The following is a 16,856-nucleotide window of genomic DNA, read 5'->3' on the forward strand; positions in this document are numbered from 1 at the left end:
GCCATGGGCCCGCTGCCGGAACGCCACCGAACGCCTTGAAACCGTGCTCGAGATGGTGTTTCGAATTCATAAACGTGAAGCATGTCGGGGAGCGGACGCCCGGTCAACCGACACAGGTCATGGAGCAAACGCCCGGTTCGCGCCCGGTCAGGCGGGACTCAGCTTCCCGGACACCCAGCCCGGGACCTCGGCCAGGACCTGCCGGAGCTCCGGCCCGTCCGTGCCGCCACCCTGCGCCATGTCCGGCCGCCCGCCGCCCTTGCCGCCGATCCGACCGGCCACGAAGGCAACGAGCTCCCCCGCCCTGACACGCCCGTTCGCGGCACCCGACACGCCGGCCACCAGCGCGGCCTTGCCGTCGCTGGCGCCCGCGAGCACGATTGCCGCGTCCCCGAGCTGTTGCCTGAGGCGATCCATCGCGTCGCGCAGCGCCTTGGCGTCCAGTCCCTCCAGACGCGCTGCCAGTACCTTGATGCCGCCGATGTCGACGGCCTGCCCCGCCAGGTCCGCGGTCGCGCCGCTGGCGGCCTTGGCCTTGTGGGTCTCCACTTCCCGCTCCAGCCGCTTCTGGCGGTCGAGCAGGCCACGCAGTTTATCAGCCACGTCGAGCGTCGTCCCGCCCAGCAGGCCCGCGGCCTCGCGCAGGCGCCGCTCCTCGGCCACGACGTGGTCCAGCGCCGCCTGCCCGGTCAGGGCCTCGATCCGGCGCACGCCGGCCGACACGCCGCCTTCGGACACCAGCTTGAACAGGCCGATCTCGCCGGTGCGGCCGACGTGGGTGCCGCCGCACAGTTCGACCGAATCGCCCATCGCCACCACCCGCACGCGTTCGCCGTACTTCTCGCCGAACAGGGCGATGGCGCCGGAGTCGATCGCCTCCTGCATGCCCATCTGCCGGATCACGACCGGATGATTGCCGCGCACCTCGACGTTGACCCGGCGCTCGATCTCGGCCAGTTCGTCGCCGCCGACCGGCTGGAAGTGGGAGAAGTCGAAACGCAGGCGGTCGGGCGCGACCAGCGAGCCCTTCTGTGCGACGTGGGTGCCGAGCAGTCCGCGCAGGGCGCCGTGCAGCAGGTGGGTGGCGCTGTGGTTGAGCACGATGCTGCCACGGCGGGCGGCGTCGACCGCGCCCAGCAGGTGGTCGCCGCGCCTGAGCGTGCCGGCCTCGAGCCGGCCGACGTGGGCGTGGAACTGCCCGGCCAGCTTCTGCGTGTCGTCCACGCGGAAACGCACGCCCTGCTCGTCCAGCTCGCCGGTGTCGCCGACCTGGCCGCCGGACTCGCCGTAGAACGGCGTCCTGTCAAGGATCACGATGGCCTCGTCGCCGGCCTCGATCGCGTCGACCGGGCGGCCATCCCTGAGCATCGCAAGCACGATCAGCCCGCCGGCCTGCAGTTCGTCGTAGCCGAGGAACTGCGTGGGCTGCAGCTGCGCGACGAGCTCGGCCGGCAGGGTCACGCCGCCGCCGAACTTGCCGGCCGCGCGCGCGGTCTCGCGCTGCTTCTCCATCGCCGCGTCGAAGCCGGCGACGTCGACGGTGATGCCGCGCTCGCGCGCGATGTCCTGGGTGAGGTCGAGCGGGAAGCCGTAGGTGTCGTAGAGGCGGAAGGCGTCGGCGCCGGGAATGGTCTTGCCGCCCGACTTCGCCGCGACGTCGTCGAAGATCTTCATGCCGGCGTCGAGCGTTTCGGCGAAGCGCTCCTCCTCGGCCAGCAGCGCGCGTTCGACGAACTCGGCCTTGGCCGACAGCTCCGGGTAGGCCTCGCCCATCAGCGACGACAGCGTGCCGACCAGCCGGTGGAAGAACGGTTCGCGCGTGCCGAGCATCCAGCCGTGGCGCAGCGCACGGCGGATGATCCGGCGCAGCACGTAGCCACGGCCCTCGTTGGAGGGCAGCACGCCGTCGACGATCAGGAAGCTGCAGGCGCGGATGTGGTCGGCGATCACGCGCAACGACTTGTTCTCCAGGTCGGCGGTGCCGGTGAGTTCGCCGGCCTTGCGGATCAGCGCCTGGAACAGGTCGATCTCGTAGTTGCTGTGCACGTGCTGGAGCACCGCGGCGAGGCGCTCCAGGCCCATGCCGGTGTCCACGCACGGCGCCGGCAGCGGCTGCAGGGTGCCGTCGGGCTGCTTGTCGAACTGCATGAACACGAGGTTCCAGATCTCGATATAGCGGTCGCCGTCCTCGTCGGGCGAGCCCGGCGGGCCGCCGAAATGATCCGGGCCGTGGTCGTAGAAGATCTCGGTGCAGGGGCCGCAGGGGCCGGTGTCGGCCATCTGCCAGAAGTTGTCGGAAGCGTAGGGCGCGCCCTTGTTGTCGCCGATGCGGACGATGCGCTCGGCGGGGATGCCGATCATCTCGTGCCACAGCGCGTAGGCCTCGTCGTCGGTGTGGTAGACGGTGACCAGCAGGCGCTCGGCGGGCAGCTTCCAGACTTCGGTCAGCAGTTCCCAGGCCCAGGCGATCGCGTCCTTCTTGAAGTAGTCGCCGAACGACCAGTTGCCCAGCATCTCGAAGAAGGTGTGGTGGCGCGCGGTGTAGCCGACCGAATCGAGGTCGTTGTGCTTGCCGCCGGCGCGCAGGCAGCGCTGGACGTCGGCCGCGCGCGGGTTGGCGCGCTTCTCGGCGCCGAGGAACACGTCCTTGAACTGGACCATGCCCGAGTTGGTGAACAGCAGGGTCGGGTCGTTGGCGGGCACGAGCGGCGCCGAGGGCACGATCTCGTGGCCCTTGCCGCGGAAGAAGTCGAGGAAGTCGCTGCGGATGCGCGCGGTCGTGTAGGGGCTTGGCGTGGTCATCGGAGGCTGGCGTGGGGCTGGCGGGCGAACCCGATCCGTCCCGCGACACTCCAGATGAGGCCTACGGCCAGAGCAGACAACCCGGCGAAACCGCGAGATTAGCAAACCGGTCGGTTTCAGTCGCCGGTTCTGGCGGTGCCGGATCGAGGGTGGCTTCGTTGGCCCCCACCCCGACCCTCCCCCGCAGGCGGGGGAGGGAGTTGAAACGGCGCATGCTTTTGCTCCCTCCCCCGCCTGCGGGGGAGGGTTGGGGTGGGGGCCGACGGTCGCGCGCCCTAGCCTTCGGGATCGTCCGGATCGAAGCGCGTCGCGGCCCGGATGCGGTCGCCGTCGAAGCCGCGGCGCATCAGCAGGTCCGCCGCCTTGCGTCGCTGCGCCAGGTCGCGCGGACCGCTTTCGCCGAAGCGGCGGCGGACCAGGTCGCGGGCCACTTCGGTCCAGTCGCCCTCGAAGGTGTCCATCGCGGCGGCGATGGTGTCCCGGTCCAGCCCGTGCGTGCCCAGTTCGGCGCGCACGTGCAGCGGCCCGTAGCCGCTGTCGGCGCGGCTGCGCACCAGCGACTCGGCGAAACGCGCGTCGTCCTGCCAGCCTTCGCCGGCCAGCCGCGCCACGGCGGCTTCGGCCTCGCCGGCCTCCACGCCACGCGCGGTGAGCTTGCGGGTCAGTTCGCGGCGCGAGTGCTCGCGGCGGGTCAGCAGGCCCAGCGCCCGCTGCGTGGCGGTGGGCTGCGGGCGTTGCCGGCGCGCGCGCGGACCGTCGCTCATGCGCCGGCCTGCAGTCCGAGGCCGCCGACCGGCCGGGTTTCGGTGCGCTGGCCGAAGCCTGCGATCAGCGGCATCGCGCGCGCGATCGCGTCCTTGACCGTGGGGATCGCCAGCGAGGCCTTGTGGCTGTCGGCGCTGTCCCAGACCTCGGTGATCCAGATGCCGTCCGGGTCGTCGGGGTCTTCCGCGACCACGTAGGCCAGGCAGCCGGGCATCCCGCTGACGTTTTCGAGCAGGATCGCGAGCAGCGCCTCGCGCTGTTCCGCCGCCGCCTTGAAACTTCCGATCAAACCGTACATGGAGCCTCCGTCTGTTTTCCCGGCAACGGCCGGCAACGCGGCCATGGCCATCATCGCGCCCGCGCAGGACAGGATCCGGCGGCGCGCCGGTGACATCGCCCGGTCGTCAGGCGATGCCATGTTTCGTCAGCTCGGCCCGATAGGCGGCCAGGTGCCCGTCGGAGAAGCAGCAGAACACCACTTCTTCCAGCAGCACCGGCACATGCCCGAGCACCGTTGCCACGGCGACCCTCGCCGCGGCGTCCACGGGATAGCCATAGACGCCGGTGCTGATCGCGGGAAACGCGAGGCTGCGGGCGCCCAGCGTCTCCGCAAGCTGCGCGGCATGGAGGTAGCACGATGCCAGCAGCGCCGGTTCGCCGGCGTCACCACCCCGCCAGACCGGCCCGACCGCATGGATCACATGCCTTGCCGGCAGGCGGTAGCCTCGCGTCGCCCTGGCTTCGCCCGTCGCGCAGCCGCCGAGCGTGCGGCACTCGGCCAGCAGTTCCGGCCCCGCCGCACGGTGGATCGCGCCATCGACGCCGCCTCCGCCGAGCAGCGACGTGTTCGCGGCGTTGACGATGGCATCGACCTGCAGCGTGGTGATGTCGGCGCGGATCGCGGACAGTTTCATCGCATCCCCACTCCGCGGCTACGGCTGGACGCGCTTCGGGCGACGCGTCTTCGGGGCCGGCGCGCCCTTGGCGGCGGCCTTTTTTGCCCCGGCCTGCTTCGATGCGGCCTGCTTCCCCGACGGCTTCGCGGGGCGGACGGCCTTCGCCGGTCGCGGCGCCTTCGGCTTCGGCGCCGGCAGTGCGTCGGCCGTCGCCACGATCAACTGCCGCAACAGCGCCGTGTCGTCGATGAACTCGTCGATCACGTAGTAGTCCTTCGCCTCGGGATAGGGCTTGCCCGGCACCACCGTCGGCAGCACGGCCCTGCCCGCGTCCGTCGGCTTCAGGAACAGGCTGTTGTCGCAGGCGAACGCCACGACCTTGTCGTCCAGGTACAGCGCGTACTCGCCGAACATCCGCTTGTACGCCAGCCTGCCGCCGAACGCCGCCTGCTCCAGCACGTACTCGATGAAATCAACGTCGGTTGCCATGACCTGTCCCCGCCGTGCGTGCCTTCAGTCCTGGTCCGGAAGCGAATACGCGAACTCGTACGCGAGGTCGGCCACCGGGTAGATCACCGTCCGCCATCCGAGAATCATGAAATTACCTCCTGTGCCTGCCGGGGGTGCCTTCCCTTCGATGTTCCACCGCCTGGATCCTTGCATCCCGCGCACGCTGGCAGCGACTTTCAACGGCAACCGGACTGCCGGTCGTCCATTTTTCGTCTCTTCGCCATGTGGATTCTCCGGAGCAAGGGCAACATGGATCCCGGCTTTCGCCGGGATGACGGCTAACTTTCGCCGGGATGGCGGGTGGCTTTCGTTGGGATGACGGCTGGCTTTCGCCGGATGACGGGCGGAGGGAAATACGGAACAGCCCACCCCGTCCCCGGGGAAGGCTGCCGGTGTAAAGGCCATCCCTGGCCGCGAAGAGCATTGCGACGATCAGTCGTCGGCACCGGGCGCATCGTCGTCATCGCGCCTGGCCTCCGCCGGCTGGAACTTCTCGCGCAGTTCCGCTTCCAGCCTCACGGCGACGTCCGGGTTCTCCCTGAGGTAGTTGCGGGCGTTTTCCTTGCCCTGGCCGATGCGCTCGCTGCCGTAGCTGTACCAGGCGCCGGCCTTGTCGACGAGCTTGGCGTCGACGCCCATGTCGATCAGCTCGCCCTCGCGGCTGATGCCCTCGCCGTACAGGATTTCGGTGATGACCTGCTTGAACGGCGGCGCCATCTTGTTCTTGACCACCTTGATGCGGGTCTGGTTGCCGATGATCTCGTCGCCCTTCTTGATCGCGCCGATGCGGCGGATGTCCAGGCGCACCGAGGCGTAGAACTTGAGCGCATTGCCGCCGGTGGTGGTTTCCGGGCTCTGGCCGGGCATCATGATGCCGATCTTCATGCGCAGCTGGTTGATGAAGATCACCATGCAGTTGCTGCGCTTGATGTTGCCGGTCAGCTTGCGCAGGGCCTGGCTCATCAGGCGCGCCTGCAGGCCGGGGAGCTGATCGCCCATCTCGCCCTCGATCTCGGCGCGCGGCGTGAGCGCGGCGACCGAGTCGACCACCACCACGTCGACCGCATTGGAGCGCACCAGCATGTCGGCGATCTCCAGCGCCTGCTCGCCGGTATCGGGCTGCGAGACCAGCAGGTCGTCGATATTGACGCCCAGCTTCTGCGCATAGGTCGGGTCGAGCGCGTGCTCGGCGTCGATGAACGCGGCGGTGCCGCCGGCCTTCTGGCATTGCGCGATGGTCTGCAGCGTCAGCGTGGTCTTGCCCGAGGATTCCGGGCCGTAGATCTCGACCACGCGACCCTTGGGCAGGCCACCGATGCCCAGCGCCATGTCCAGCATCAGCGAACCGGTGCCGATGACCTCGGCCGGCTCGACGCTGCCGTCGCCCATGCGCATGACCGAACCCTTGCCGAACTGCTTCTCGATCTGGCTCAGGGCGGCGGACAGCGCGCGCTTCTTGTTCTCGTCCATCGTGGTGGTCCTTGTCATGGTGAATTCGGGTTGGATGCATCCTTGCAGGCGCCCATCGCAAAAGCTGCGACCCGGGCGCCGGGATCGAAACTAGTCGCCGCGACGGGGCACGGATGCCGGGCAACGGCCACGGCGGATGTCGGGAAACCCCGTGCCGGCCTCACCGGTTCGGCCTCACCAGGCCGCAGTACAGGCCCTCGATGGCGAAGTCCTGGTCGGGCTGCACCTCGATCGGCGCGTAGTCGGGGTTGCGCGGCAGCAGGCGGATGCGGTCCCTGCCGATCTTCAGCAGCTTGACCGTGATCGCGTCGTCGACGCGGGCGACCACGATCTGGCCGCTGCGGACGTCGCTGGTGCGGTGCACACCGATCAGGTCGCCCTCGAAGATGCCCTCGTCGATCATCGAGTCGCCCTTGACCTTGAGCAGGTAGTCGGGCGCGGGCGAGAACAGCGCGCGGTCCATCAGCACCACCTGGTCGCTGCCGATGTCGGCGCCGATCGGCAGGCCGGCGGCGACCTGCCCCAGCACCGGCAGGTGCAGCGCATCGTCGTTGCCGGCCGCCAGGTCGAGGACCTGCTGCGCGGCCGGCACCGGCTGCAGCACGCGGATGCCGCGCGCCCGGCCCGGCACGCGCTCGATCGCGCCGGCGGCTTCCAGCGCCTCCAGGTGGTACTGCGCGGCGCGCACGCCGCTGAAGCCGAAGGCGCGGGCGATCTCGGCCTGCGAAGGCGGCACGCCTTCGGCCTCGATGCGTTCGGCGATCAGTCCGAGGATGGCCTGCTGGGTGTCGGTGAGGTTCATGGTTAGTAGTAATACTACTAACTTCGTCGGCGCGCAAGCGGATTCGCGACCGCGCCTGCCCCGACGCCGATCAGGCCCCCGCGGAATCCCCTGAAGCGGCCGGCAGTTCCCCGATGCCGCCCAGCGCGGCGGCCACCGTCTGCCGGCGCACGGCGTCGCGGTCGCCGTCGAAGTGGAACACCGCCGCGCGCGCGTAGCCCCCGCGGCGCTTCCACGCCACCCATACCGTGCCGACCGGTTTGTCCTCGCTGCCGCCGCCGGGACCGGCGATGCCGGTGACCGCCACCGCGATGCTGGCGCCCGAGTGCACCAGCGCGCCGGACACCATCTCGATCGCCGTTTCGCGGCTGACCGCGCCGTGCGTTTCCAGCGTCTGCGGCTGCACGCCGAGCATGGCCTGCTTGGCCTCGTAGCTGTACACGACCATGCCGCAGTCGAACCAGTCCGAGGAGCCGGCGACGTCGGTGACGGTCTTGGCAATCCAGCCGCCGGTGCAGCTTTCGGCGGTCACCAGCATGTGGTGCGAGGCGCGCAGGCGCGCGCCGGTTTCGGTCGCCAGGCGATGCAGGTCGTCGTCGGTCGGGATCACGGTGGACATGGCGGCACGCTGGGGGCGGGCCGTCCTTTTTAACCCAATCCGGCCACGGTCGCCGGCGAGCAGGCGAAAAAAGGCCCGCGCATCCGTGGACGCGCGGGCCGGAGACGCGGGGCCTGCTCAGTAGCGGACGCGGAAGGTCACGCCGTACATCCGCGGGGCAGCCGGGAAGGCATTGAAGGTGTTGAGCGGATTGCCCGGATCCGGGAACAGCGCCTGCAGCGGGCCGTCGAAGCCGACCTGCACGTAGTCGGTGTCGGTGAGGTTGGTGCTCCACAGCTCCACCATCCAGCGGTTGTCGCTGGCGCCGAAGCCGAAGCGGGCGTTGACCACCGTGTAGGACGACTGCGCCTTCTCGACGTCGAGGTCGGAGCCGGTGTTGTAGTCGCCCATGTACTTCGCGCCGACGTTGAAGCGGCCGATCAGGCTGTTGCTGAAGTCCCATTCGTAGGTCACGGCCATCGAGCCCGACCACTCGGGCGCGAACGGCATGGTCGCGCCCGGCAGCTTGTACAGCGCGCCCGACGTGCTCAGCGGAGTACGCTCGATGAAGTCGCCGCCCGGGATGTCGTCGCCGAACTTGGTGTCGGCGTACATCAGGCCGCCCTGCAGCATCAGCCCCGGCACCGCCTGCGGCTGCCACAGGATCTCGGCGTCGAGGCCCTTCGAGGTCACCTTCGGGATCGAACGCACCACGAAGCTGGTGCCGAGGAAGCTGTTGAGCTGGAAGTCCTCGTACTCCTGGTGGAACAGCGTCGCGTTCAGCAGCAGCGAGCCGCCGGCCCAGGTGGTCTTGGCGCCGAGCTCGTAGCTGTCGACGAACTCGCCGGGGAACGAGGTGTCGGCGACCGGGGTGATGCCGGCGCCGCTGGCCGAATTGCCGTCGGCCGATTGCACGCGGTCGAGGTTGAAGCCGCCGCCCTTGTAGCCGCGCGCCGCCGACGCGTAGGTCATGACGTTCTCGTTCCAGCGGTAGGCCGCCTTCAGCGTGCCCGACCACTCCTTCTCCTCGCTTTCCTGGAACGTCGAGCGGCCGTTGTGCAGCGCATTGGCCCAGGGCAGGCACATGTAGCCTGCGATCTGCGGGCCTGCCGAGGCCATGACCGCGTTCTGCACCGCCGCCGGCAGGCCGGCGAAGGCCGTGCTGCGCGAGGCCAGCGCCGCGCGCAGGCGGGCATAGCGGTTCGGGTTGAGCGGGTTCTGGTCGGTCAGCGCGCCGGTGCAGGCCAGGCTGCCGTTGGGATTGCTGTAGCTCGAGCTGAGCTCCTTTTCCTCGCGCGTGTAGCGCAGGCCCAGGGTCAGGTCGAGCGCGTCGGTCGCGTGCCAGGTGTTGTTGGTGAACAGCGCCAGGCTCTTCGCGTTCTGCTGGTAGCGGTCGAGCGCGCCGAGCCCGCTGAAGCCGGCACCGTAGGTCGTGCCGCCGACCTGCGACAGGAACGCCGCCGGCGGGATGTTCAGCGGGTTGTCGAGCGGGATGCCGGAGGCGGCCAGGCTCTGCCCGACCAGCTGGTACACCAGGGTCGACACGTAGGGCTCGTAGTGGGCGCCGACGCGGTAGCTTTCGTTGCGCGCGAGGTCCTCGTCGGAATAGAACACGCCGACCATCCAGTCGAGCCGGTCGGTGGCGCCGGTCAGGCGGAACTCCTGGCTGAAGGTCTCGAAGCCGGTGAACGACTCGTCCTCGCTGGCGTTGCGGTAGATCAGGTCGGCGGTGCTGAAGTCGTAGTCGAGGCCGTTGATCGCCTGCCAGTCGCGCGAGGCGGTGATCGAGGTCAGGGTGGCGCCGCCGAGCGCGTCCATGTCCCAGTTGATCTCGGCCGAAACGCCCTTGTCCTTGATGTCCTGGGTGGTCGGGCGGTTGCTGTAGGCGACGCGATCGAACGGATCGTCGCCCGGCGCCGCCACCGCCTGGCCGCCGGCCAGCACGTTGAGGATCGCCGCGGTCGCGCCGACCGTGGTCTGCACCGCGGTGCAGCAGTTCTCCTCGCGGCTGGTGTAGTCGGCCGACAGCAGGATCTCGAAATTCTCGCTGGGCTCGAACAGCAGCTTGCCGCGGACGGTATGGAAGTTCTGGTCGTAGTCCTCGTCCTCCACGCGCGGGCCGTTGCCGGTGACCACCTCCATCCAGCCGTCGCGCTTGCGCTTGGCGGCGAAGAGGCTGAAGGCGGCGCTGTCGCTGAAGCTGTCGTTGTAGCTGCCGGACACACCGAGCGCGCCGTAGTTGCCGGCGGTGACCTCGGCCTCGGCGCTCTGGGTATAGCTCGGGCGACGGGTGATGACGTTGATGACGCCGGCCGAGGTGTTCTTGCCGAACACCGTGCCCTGCGGCCCCTTCAGCACCTCGATGCGCTCGATCTGGCCGAGGTCGCCGAAGCCGACGCTGTTGCGCGGCCGGTAGACCCCGTCGATGACCACGCCCACCGACGACTCCAGGCCGACGTTGTCGCCGACCGTGCCGATGCCGCGGATGCGCGCGGTGGTGATCGCGTCGTTCTGGGTGCTGGTCACGGTCAGGCCGGGCACCAGGATCTGCATGTCCTTGATGTCGCGGACGCCGGTGTCCTGGATCAGCCGCTCATCGAGCGCGGTGACCGAGATCGGCACGTCCTGCATCGCTTCCTCGCGCTTCTGCGCGGTGACGGTCAGGGTGGCGAGCGTGCGGGTTTCCTCGGCGTCATCGCCCGAAGGCGCGTCCTGCGCGTGGGCGGACATCGCCAGACCCGCGAGTGCGGCGAAAACGGCGGTTGCGAGCAGCGTGCGTTGCGGTTGGCTTGCGGCCATGGCGTCCCCCTGAACCGAGTGGAAAGTGGAAATCGAAGAAGTCCCTGCGAAACCCGCGATCGCCGTGGCGACCATGGGCCCGCGTTGCTTGCATGCCGGTCCTGCGTGGGGGACGGGACGGCTGCTCGGTGAATCACTGTTTTACACTGTGGCAACGAAAAGCTAACACAGTTCCATGCGCTTGCGCATGTCCCCGGAGATGGCGTCCGCGGCATCCGGTCCGGCCTCAGGCAAACTGTGCGCCCGCCGCCACCGTGCCGCCATGTCGTCGCCCAGCCATACCCCGCTCATGAAGCAATTCTTCGCCGCCAAGGCGGAGCATCCCGACGTCCTGCTGTTCTTCCGGATGGGCGACTTCTACGAGCTGTTCTACGATGACGCGCGCAAGGCGGCGAAGCTGCTCGACATCACCCTGACCCAGCGCGGCGCATCGGCCGGGCAGCCGATCCCGATGGCCGGGGTGCCGCACCATTCGGCCGAGGGCTACCTGGCTCGGCTGGTGGCGCTGGGCGAGTCGGTGGCGATCTGCGAGCAGATCGGCGATCCGGCGCTGGCCAAGGGTCTGGTCGAACGCAAGGTGGTACGGATCGTCACCCCGGGCACGGTGACCGACGAGGCCCTGCTCAACGAGCGCCGCGACACGCTGCTGCTGGCCGTCGCGCGCGGCAAGGCCGGCTACGGCCTGGCCTGGGCGGATCTCGCCGGCGGCCGCTTCCTGGTCAACGAGGTGGCGGGCGACGAGCAGCTGGAAGCCGAGCTCTCGCGCCTGGAGCCGGCCGAGGTGCTGCTCCCGGACGAGGACGGCTGGCCGGCCGCGGCGCTCGAACGCAGCGGCCTGCGCCGGCGCGCGCCGTGGCTGTTCGACCCCGACTCGGGGCGCCGCCAGCTGCTGCAGTTCTTCGGGCTGCACGACCTGACCGGCTTCGGCATCGAGGACCGGCCGCTGGCGATCGCCGCCGCGGGCGCCCTGCTCGGCTACGTCGAGGAGACGCAGAAGCAGCGCCTGCCGCACCTGACCTCGATCGCGGTGGAGAGCGGCGACGGCGCGATCGCGATGAATGCCGCCACCCGCCGCCACCTCGAACTCGACACCCGCGTCGACGGCGACACCCGCCACACCCTGCTCGGCGTGCTCGACGCCACCGTCTCGCCGATGGGCGGGCGCCTGCTGCGGCGCTGGCTGCACCGGCCGCTGCGCGAGCGCGACACCGTCGCGATGCGCCACGACGCAGTGGCGACGCTGATTGGCGGCCGCGGCGACGAGGCGCTGCGCGAACGCTTCCGCGCGCTCGGCGACCTCGAACGCATCCTCTCGCGCATCGCGCTGCGCTCGGCGCGGCCGCGCGATCTGTCGACGCTGCGCGACGGCCTGGCGATGCTGCCGGGACTGCGCGACGTGCTGGCGCCGCTGGATTCGCCGCGCCTGCGCGAACTGTCCGAGGCGCTCGGCGAACACGCCGCCGAAGCCGCGCTGCTGTCCGAGGCGCTGGTCGAGCAACCGGCGGTGCTGGCACGCGACGGCGGCGTCTTCGCCGACGGTTACGACGCCGAGCTCGATGAACTGCGCCAGCTCAGCAGCAACGCCGACCGCTTCCTCGTCGACCTCGAAGCGCGCGAGAAGGAAGCGACCGGCATCCCGACGCTGAAGGTCGGCTACAACCGCGTCCACGGCTACTTCATCGAGATCAGCAAAGGGCAGTCGGCGAAGGCGCCGGCGCACTACACGCGGCGGCAGACGCTGACCGGTGCCGAGCGCTACATCACCGAGGAACTCAAGCAGTTCGAGGACAAGGTGCTGTCGGCGCGCGAACGCGCCCTCGCCCGCGAGCGCCTGCTGTACGAACACCTGCTCGACGCGCTCAACGCGCGGCTCGAGCCGCTCCGGCAGTGCGCCGCCGCGCTCAGCGAACTCGACGTGCTGGCCGCGTTCGCCGAGCGCGCGCAGGCGCTGGACTGGGCGCGCCCTGTCCTTTCGCCGGAACCGGGCATCCGCATCGAACGCGGCCGCCACCCGGTGGTGGAAGCGGTGCGCGACGAGCCGTTCGAGCCCAACGACCTCGTGCTCGGCGACGACCGCCGCATGCTGGTCATCACCGGCCCGAACATGGGCGGCAAGAGCACCTACATGCGCCAGAACGCGCTGATCGTGCTGCTCGCCCACATCGGCAGCTTCGTGCCCGCGGCAAAGGCGCGGATCGGCCCGATCGACCGCATCCTCACCCGCATCGGCGCCGGCGACGACCTCGCCAGGGGCCAGTCGACCTTCATGGTCGAGATGGCCGAGACCAGCTACATCCTGCACCACGCCAGCGAACAGTCGCTGGTGCTGATGGACGAGATCGGCCGCGGCACCTCGACCTACGACGGCCTCGCCCTGGCCGAGGCCAGCGCCCGGCACCTGGCGGCGAACAACCGCAGCTACACCCTGTTCGCGACCCACTATTTCGAACTGACCGCGCTCGCCGAACCCGGCAGCGGCATCGCCAACGTGCACCTGGACGCGGTCGAGCACCACGACGGCCACGGCGGCGAGACGCTGGTGTTCATGCACGCGGTGAAGGACGGCCCGGCGAACCGCAGCTTCGGCCTGCAGGTCGCCGCGCTGGCGGGCCTGCCCAAGGCGGTGATCCGCGACGCGCGCGGCCGCCTGGCCGAACTCGAACAACGCAGCCACGACGGTGCCGCGACGGCGCCGATGTCGGCCGAGCGCATCGACCAGCCGCAGCAGTTCGGCCTGTTCGCGACCTCGTCGGCGGCGCTGGAGGCGCTGGCCTCGATCGATCCGGACGAACTCACGCCGAAGCAGGCGCTGGAGGCGCTGTACCGGCTGAAGGCGCTGTCCTGAGCGCGAACCCCGTCTAGACTTGCGCCAACGACAGACGGGGGCCGTGCATGGAGTTCTTTGTCTTCGCCGTCGGCGCGATCGCCGGGGCGTTGGGAATGCTTGCGTGGTCGCGGGGCCGGCGCACCGGTGAATCCGTGCCCGCGCCCGCGGTCGCGGCCGGGAACGCGGCCGGCGAGGATGCCGCGCCCGTGGACCAAGGCTCCCACGAGGACCGGCTGCAGGCCCTCAAGCGCGAAATCGAGGGCAACGACGACGCCATCCAGCGCCCCGCCGACCTGCTCCAGCGCCAGGCGTTCAACGACGGCGTGGCCCTGCTCGCCGGCGAGGCCTTCAGCGCCGGACGCGTGCTCGAATGCCTGACCAGCCAGGGCTACGTGCTGCCGTCGATGGCGGGCGCGGCGCTGCGACGGCGCGGCGATGTCGATCCGCGCAAGGTCGCGGCGGCCGTGCCGCAGCTGGGCGCCTATGCGCTGCATTTCGTGCTCGAATACCTGCAGACGCTGCCGGACGCCGCCACACTGCCCGACGTGGCCATGGCCGCGCGCGAATGGTGGTGGGACTACGGTGGGTTCCGCGACGACTTCCGCCGCTACCTGCGTTGGGCATCCACGGTACCCGCGGGCGACGCGCAGCCCGTGGCTCCCGCGCAGGCGGACGAGGCGCAGCTCGGGGAACTGAAGACCACGCTCGAGCGTTTCCGGGAACCGGTGCTGCAGCCGTCGATCGCCGTGGTCGCGTCCGCGCTCGCCGCGCACCGCGAGCGCCGCGTGCTGGGCGGCATCGGCCGGCTTGGCCTGCGGGCGTCGCCGTCGCCACGGTTCGGGTACGACGCACTGCACGACGCGGTCGACGAACTGCACGGCTTGCTCGATGCGCCGGCGCCGCGCCCGCTGCTGCTGGTCGGCGAGCCGGGCGTGGGCAAGTCCACCCTGCTCGACCTGCTGTGCACGCGGCTGCACGACGAAGGCTGGCTGCTGTTCGAGGCCTCCGCCGCGGACGTGCTCGCCGGCCAGAAGTACATCGGCGAACTGGAGGGCCGCCTGCGCGAGATGCTCGCCGTGCTGCATCGCCGGCAGGCGCTGTGGCGCGTGCCGGACTTCTTCGACCTGCTGCACAAGGGCAGCCATTCGAACGATCCGCGCGGCATCCTCGACCTCGTGCTGCCCGCGATCGAGCGCGGCGAACTGCTGCTGGTCGGCGAGATCACGCCGCAGCAGCACGCGAAGCTGCTGCTGGCGCGCCCGGGGGCGGCGCGCCTGTTCGATGCGCACGCGCTGGCGCCGGCCGACGGCGCGGCGCTGGCCGACGTCGCCGCCCAGTGGGCGCGCGCCGCCGCCGGACGCTGCGGTCGCGACGTGGTCGACGCCGGCACGCTGTCGGAAGCGCTGCGGATCGCCGCGCAGTACTTCCCCGACCAGCACGAACCCGGGCGCAGCCTGCGCCTGCTCGACGACACGCTGTCGCTCGCGCTGCAGCAGGAACCACCGGCGCTGCCGATCGACGGCAACGCGCTGCTGGTCGCGGTGGGCCAGCGCAGCGGCATGCCGATGGAAGTCATCGACCAGCGCCAGCGCCTGCCGCTCGACCGCCTGCGCGAAGTGTTCCGCAAGCGCGTGGTCGGGCAGGACGAAGCCGTCGAATGTCTCGTCGACCGCATCGCGATGCTCAAGGCCGGGCTGACCGACAGCCGCCGCCCGATCGGCGTGTTCCTGTTCGCCGGTCCCACCGGCACCGGCAAGACCGAACTGGCGAAGGCGCTGGGCGAGCTGCTGTTCGGCAGCGACGAACGGCTGCTGCGGCTCGACATGAGCGAGTACCAGGCGCCCGATTCGGCCTGGCGCCTGATCGCCGGCGGGCGCACCGAGGACGGCGCGCGTTCGCTGGTCTCGCGCATCCGCGAACAGCCGTTCTCGGTGGTGCTGCTCGACGAGTTCGAGAAGGCGCACCCGAATGTCTGGGACCTGTTCCTGCAGGTGTTCGACGACGGCCGGCTCGGCGACCAGCACGGCAATACCGCGGACTTCCGCCACAGCATCATCATCCTCACCAGCAACGTCGGTTCGACCATTGCCCGTGGCGCCGGACCGGGCTTCACCGCCAGCGCCGGCGGCTATTCGCGCGGCGCGGTGGAGAAGGCGCTGTTCGAGACTTTCCGCCGCGAATTCATCAACCGGCTCGACCGCGTGGTGCTGTTCCGCCCGCTCGATCGCACGGCGATGCGCGGCATCCTGCACAAGGAACTGGCGCGCGCGCTGGAGCGCCGCGGACTGCGCAACCGCGACTGGGCGGTGGAATGGGAGCCGTCGGCGATCGAATTCCTGCTCGACCGCGGCTTCACCCCGGACCTGGGCGCACGACCGCTGCGTCGCGCGATCGAGGACCACCTGCTGGCGCCGCTGGCGCGCAGCATCGTCGAACACCGCGCGCCGGAAGGCGGCCAGTTCCTGTTCGTGCGCGGCGCGGGCGACCGGCTCGACGTGGAGTTCATCGACCCCGATGCACCCGTCGGCGCCGAGGCCGCGTCCACCCCGCCCGCCTCCGCACCGGCCGACCTGCGCGCACTGCTGTATGCGGCGCAGGATGCCGAGATTCCGCTGGCCGCACTGGAAGGCCATGCCGAATCGCTGTCGGCGCGCATCGCTGACGACGCCTGGGCCGCCGCCCGCGACGCGGATTTCGCGGCGATGAACGACGGCGCGTTCTGGTCGGACCCGGGCCGTTTTGCCGTGCTCGACCGCATCGAACGGCGCGACCGCGTCGAAAGCGCGCTCGACGGCGCCGCGCGCATGCGCGAACGCCTGCGCGGCGGCGGCGACCGCACGCTGTCGGCGCGCCTGGCGCAACTGCTGTTCCTGCTGGAGATCGCAATCGACGACCTCGCGCGCGGTTGCCCGCAGGACGCCGTCCTGTCGCTGTCCGCCAGCGACGGCGAACTCGCGCGCCACGCGGCCGACACCCGGCATTGGTGGCAGCGGCTGCTGGGCATGTACCTGGCCTGGGCCGAGCGCCGCGGCATGCAGGTCGAGATCGTCGAGCAGGACGCGAAACGCTGTCGCGCACGGTTGTCGATCTCCGGCTTCGGCGCCTTCCGCCTGCTTGGAGAGGAAGCCGGCCTGCACGTGCTGGAGTTCGACGACGGGCGCGGCGCGACGCAGCGCCTGTCGATGCAGGTCGCGGTGGAGCCGGCCAGTCCGGGCGGCGTGGCGACCGCGCTGCCGGCGACCGCAGCCACCCAGCCCATCTGCCGCCGCTATCGCGGCGAGCCGTCGCCGCTGGTGCGCGATACCCGCCGCGGATGGCGCAGCGGGCGGCTGGAGCGCGTGCTCGCGGGCGACTTCGACATCATGCAGCAGGCAAGCGTCCCGCCCCGGCGGGCGCTACAGTAGCCAT

11 protein-coding genes are annotated in these 16,856 nt (G+C 70.4%); 2 read left to right on the forward strand and 9 right to left on the reverse strand.

What is annotated here, in order from left to right; all coding sequences use genetic code 11:
- Positions 1-147: 147 nt before the first annotated feature.
- From alaS to FQY83_RS09315, 9 genes are all read right to left on the reverse strand, one after another.
- Positions 148-2,802, reverse strand: a complete 2,655-nt coding sequence (alaS, locus tag FQY83_RS09275; RefSeq protein ID WP_146387312.1) for an alanine--tRNA ligase — start codon at positions 2,800-2,802, stop codon at positions 148-150.
- Positions 2,803-3,077: 275 nt separating this feature from the next.
- Complete coding sequence (recX, locus tag FQY83_RS09280; RefSeq protein WP_146387314.1) at positions 3,078-3,566, reverse strand: recombination regulator RecX; 489 nt, start codon at positions 3,564-3,566, stop codon at positions 3,078-3,080.
- Complete coding sequence (locus FQY83_RS09285) at positions 3,563-3,865, reverse strand: putative quinol monooxygenase (protein WP_146387317.1); 303 nt, start codon at positions 3,863-3,865, stop codon at positions 3,563-3,565. The genes recX and FQY83_RS09285 overlap by 4 nt, the downstream gene beginning before the upstream one ends.
- Before the next feature lie 106 nt (positions 3,866-3,971).
- Positions 3,972-4,481, reverse strand: coding sequence for an O-acetyl-ADP-ribose deacetylase (locus tag FQY83_RS09290; protein ID WP_146387319.1), 510 nt, complete (start codon positions 4,479-4,481; stop codon positions 3,972-3,974).
- 18 nt (positions 4,482-4,499) lie between these two features.
- Positions 4,500-4,952, reverse strand: a complete 453-nt coding sequence (locus tag FQY83_RS09295) for a TfoX/Sxy family protein (RefSeq protein ID WP_146387321.1) — start codon at positions 4,950-4,952, stop codon at positions 4,500-4,502.
- A 453-nt stretch (positions 4,953-5,405) separates the two neighbouring features.
- Positions 5,406-6,443, reverse strand: coding sequence for a recombinase RecA (gene recA, locus FQY83_RS09300; RefSeq protein ID WP_192906693.1), 1,038 nt, complete (start codon positions 6,441-6,443; stop codon positions 5,406-5,408).
- 160 nt (positions 6,444-6,603) lie between these two features.
- Positions 6,604-7,245, reverse strand: a complete 642-nt coding sequence (gene lexA, locus FQY83_RS09305; RefSeq protein ID WP_146387325.1) for a transcriptional repressor LexA — start codon at positions 7,243-7,245, stop codon at positions 6,604-6,606.
- Between the two features lie 70 nt (positions 7,246-7,315).
- A complete protein-coding gene (locus FQY83_RS09310) occupies positions 7,316-7,843 on the reverse strand; it encodes a CinA family protein (protein WP_192906687.1) in 528 nt (175 codons plus the stop codon).
- 117 nt (positions 7,844-7,960) lie between these two features.
- Positions 7,961-10,621, reverse strand: coding sequence for a TonB-dependent receptor (locus FQY83_RS09315; RefSeq protein ID WP_146387327.1), 2,661 nt, complete (start codon positions 10,619-10,621; stop codon positions 7,961-7,963).
- Between the two features lie 262 nt (positions 10,622-10,883).
- Between FQY83_RS09315 and mutS the strand changes: the two genes are divergently transcribed.
- Both mutS and FQY83_RS09325 read left to right on the forward strand, forming a co-directional pair.
- Positions 10,884-13,466: a DNA mismatch repair protein MutS gene (mutS, locus tag FQY83_RS09320; protein WP_146387329.1), complete on the forward strand. Its 2,583-nt coding sequence runs from the start codon at positions 10,884-10,886 to the stop codon at positions 13,464-13,466.
- Between the two features lie 188 nt (positions 13,467-13,654).
- Positions 13,655-16,852: an AAA family ATPase gene (locus FQY83_RS09325; protein WP_238333455.1), complete on the forward strand. Its 3,198-nt coding sequence runs from the start codon at positions 13,655-13,657 to the stop codon at positions 16,850-16,852.
- Positions 16,853-16,856 lie beyond the last annotated feature (4 nt).

This window comes from Luteimonas marina (genome assembly GCF_007859325.1).
Lineage (GTDB): Bacteria > Pseudomonadota > Gammaproteobacteria > Xanthomonadales > Xanthomonadaceae > Luteimonas > Luteimonas marina.